General features: G+C 38.0%; 2 protein-coding genes. One reads left to right on the top strand and one right to left on the bottom strand.

What is annotated here, in order from left to right:
- Positions 1–467 precede the first annotated feature (467 nt).
- The gene (uvrA, locus tag LACDD01_RS09020; RefSeq protein ID WP_061414574.1) at positions 468–3,287 is read right to left on the bottom strand and encodes an excinuclease ABC subunit UvrA; all 2,820 of its coding nucleotides are present in this window, start codon (positions 3,285–3,287) and stop codon (positions 468–470) included.
- A gap of 106 nt (positions 3,288–3,393) precedes the next feature.
- Between uvrA and LACDD01_RS09025 the strand changes: the two genes are divergently transcribed.
- Positions 3,394–3,693, top strand: a complete 300-nt coding sequence (locus LACDD01_RS09025) for a GIY-YIG nuclease family protein (RefSeq protein WP_061414577.1) — start codon at positions 3,394–3,396, stop codon at positions 3,691–3,693.
- The last annotated feature ends 32 nt before the right edge of the window (positions 3,694–3,725 follow it).

Consider the following 3,725-nt stretch of genomic DNA (forward strand, 5'->3'; position numbering starts at 1 on the left):
ACACTGGAACAGCACAGGTTGAACCTAAAATAAAAAAGCATTTTATGATAGTTCTGATATATAAAATTAAAAATACTAGTCATACTTACTTAAAATATTATCTGAATAAATTTTTTCTTTCATAAAGAAGAAAAAAATCTATTGATCAAAATATTATTCCGAGAAAATTAGCAATTGCTAATTTCAAGTTTTTTGTTTTTTTTTACCATACCATATACTACCAACAAGTACAGCAAATTTCTACTACTAAAATTTATATGGGATTTACTTTCATTATACTTAAATTATCAGCAATCTGTAAAATAGATAATACGTAAATGATGATGACAGGCATTGTGTAGCTATCCAACTTAAATATTTTATAAAATTTTCTTAATTCATGCAATCCCTCTTTCACTAACAATAGCAATACTTATTATTGAAAAAACTATTGCGTAGGTGAAGTCTGCTCTTTTTAAACCGGTCAACTATAATTTTTGTTTTAAATACTGTCCTGTGTAAGATTTTTCAACTTTAGCAACTTCTTCTGGTGTGCCTGTAGCTAAGATTGTTCCGCCGCCAGCACCACCTTCTGGTCCGAGATCGATAATATAGTCAGCGGTCTTAATCACATCAAGATTATGTTCAATAACCACGATGGTATTGCCTTGATCCACAAGGCGATCCAAAACTTTAATTAATGTGGCGATATCTTCGCTGTGCAAGCCTGTTGTGGGCTCATCCAAGATATAAAAGCTCTTGCCTGTACTGCGTTTTTGCAATTCGGAAGCAAGCTTCATCCTTTGGGCTTCACCACCAGATAAGGTTGTAGCTGGTTGTCCCAAAGTAACATAGCCTAAGCCGACATCAACGATAGTTTGCAATTTTCTCTCGATTTTGGGAATATGACGGAAGAATTCTAAAGCATCCGACACGCGCATATCAAGAATTTCCGAAATATTTTTTCCTTTGTAATGTACTTCCAAAGTCTCTGAGTTATAGCGTTTGCCATGACAGATTTCACATGGGACATACACATCTGGAAGAAAATGCATTTCAATCTTGATAATCCCGTCACCCGAACAAGCTTCACAACGTCCGCCTTTCACGTTAAATGAAAAACGTCCTTTTTTGTAGCCACGTATTTTGGCTTCATTGGTTTCGGCAAAGAGTCCACGGATATCATCAAATACAGAGGTATAGGTTGCTGGATTTGACCGTGGTGTACGTCCAATCGGCGATTGGTCAATATCAATCAAACGTTCAATTTCTTCATAACCGGTAACTTTTTTATGTTTACCTGGTTTTTCTGAATTATGATTGAGTTTTTGCGCCAAGGTTTTCTTCAGAATCGAATTAACCAAGGTTGATTTACCCGACCCTGAAACACCAGTTACAGCTGTCATAATCCCTAAAGGAAATTGGGCATCGATATTTTGTAAATTGTTTTCTGAAGCCCCAGTGACCTTCACCATACGTTTTTTATCGATTTTACGGCGTTTGGCAGGCACAGGGATGGAACGTTTTCCTGATAAATATTGTCCTGTCAAAGATTTTTTATTTTTCGCTACTTGTTTCGGCGTACCAGCAGCAATGATTTCACCACCTAAATCTCCAGCGCCTGGTCCGACATCAATCAGCCAATCTGCTGCTTTCATCGTATCTTCATCGTGCTCAACCACGATAAGTGTATTTCCTAAATCACGCATTTTTTGGAGGGATTCAATCAAGCGGTCATTGTCTCTTTGATGTAGACCAATTGATGGCTCATCAAGGATATAAAGGACACCTGAAAGGTTAGAACCAATCTGGGTTGCTAAACGAATACGTTGCGATTCTCCACCTGATAAAGTACCTGAAGCCCGTGAAAGTGTCAGATAATCTAGACCCACATTTTTTAAGAAAGATAAGCGATCTTTGATTTCCTTTACAATAGGTTGCGCAATCATTTCATCGTTTGTAGATAAAGTAAGAGTAGCTAAAAACTCTAATTCGTCACCGATAGCTAAGTTAGAAAGTTCTCCGATATGTTTCCCATCAACCTTAACCGAAAGGGCTTGATCGTTCAAACGATAGCCGTGACAAGTCGTACATGTTAACTCCGTCATGTAACCACGAAGGTATTCACGTGTATAATCACTTGAAGTTTCGCGGAAACGACGGTTGATATTATTGATTATACCAGGGAAAACCATGTCTTTATCAGACACATTTCCAAAGTCACCGACATAGTAAAAATGAAATTTACGCTCACCAGAACCATTAAGAATAATATCTTTGTGTTCTTCCGGCAAGTCAGCCCACGGTGTATCCATATCAATTCCAAAATCACGGCTAGCACATTCCAACATGGTTGGATAGTAATTTGAAGAGATAGGATTCCAGGCAGTGACAGCACCTTCACGTAAGGTCTTACTATCATCAGGAATAATCAAGTCAGGATCGACTTCATTTTTCATCCCTAGACCATCACAGTCTGGACAAGAGCCAAAAGGCGCATTAAATGAAAAGAGACGTGGTTCTAACTCGGGAACTGTAAAACCACAGACAGGACAGGCATAAAACTCACTAAAAAGGAGTTCCTCCCCATCCATCTTGTCCACAATAACATAGCCTTCAGCAATACGAAGTGCTGCTTCAACAGAGTCAAACAAACGTGAACGAATACCTTCTTTTACAACGATACGGTCAATAACAACTTCGATATTGTGCTTTTTATTTTTATCAAGCTCTGGTGCTTCTGTCACATCGTAAACTTCACCATCAGCGCGGACACGCACATAGCCCTCTTTTTGCACACGCTCAAAAACTTTAACATGCTGTCCTTTTTTAACACGCACAATTGGTGCCAAAATCTGTAGGCGTGTTTTTTCAGGCGATTCGAGGATTTGGTCCACAATTTCTTCAACCGATTGTGCTGAAATTTCTCCGTGTCCATTGATACAGAAAGGTTTTCCGACACGCGCAAAAAGTAAACGGAGATAATCGTTAATCTCCGTTACTGTTCCAACAGTAGAGCGTGGATTTTTGCTAGTTGTTTTCTGGTCAATAGAGATAGCTGGCGACAAGCCGTCAATACTGTCCACATCTGGTTTATCCATATTACCTAAAAACTGACGGGCATAAGCAGATAATGATTCGACATAACGTCGTTGTCCTTCAGCATATAAAGTCTCAAAAGCCAGAGAAGATTTCCCTGAACCCGAAACACCTGTAACAACGACCAACTTATCACGTGGAATGGTAACATCTATATTTTTTAAATTGTGCTCTCGAGCACCATGTATAACAATTTTATCTTGGGGCATTTACTCTTCCCTTCTCACTTCTATCCCATATTTACTGAGACTGAATTTCTTATTTTCGATAAAGATACTTCAATTATACTACATTTTAAGGTACAATAGCCTTATCATGAAATCTTATTTTGTCTATGTTTTACGTTGTGCTGACGATACGCTTTATTGTGGCTATACAGACGATGTTACGAAACGACTGGAAACCCATAACTCTGGTAAAGGTGCCAAATATACTAAAGCACGACGTCCCCTTCAACTTCTGACTTCCGTTGAATTTTCAGAGAAGAAACACGCCTTAAAATGCGAATGGTGGTTTAAGCATAAACTCAACCGTTCACAAAAATTAAAATTAATTAAAGAAAGAGCAATCAAAGAAACTTTTGAAAAAGAACTTCTAGCTAAAGAAAAGGGATAAAACATCCCTTTTTTCAGTTTAATTATAAAAAG

It is taken from the genome of Lactococcus sp. DD01 (assembly GCF_001578715.1).
Taxonomy (GTDB): domain Bacteria; phylum Bacillota; class Bacilli; order Lactobacillales; family Streptococcaceae; genus Lactococcus; species Lactococcus petauri.

Coding starts and splice junctions, on each gene's coding strand:
- uvrA (WP_061414574.1), bottom strand. CDS start 3,287: ATGCCCCAAGATAAAATTGTTATACATGGTGCTCGAGAGCACAATTTA.
- LACDD01_RS09025 (WP_061414577.1), top strand. CDS start 3,394: ATGAAATCTTATTTTGTCTATGTTTTACGTTGTGCTGACGATACGCTT.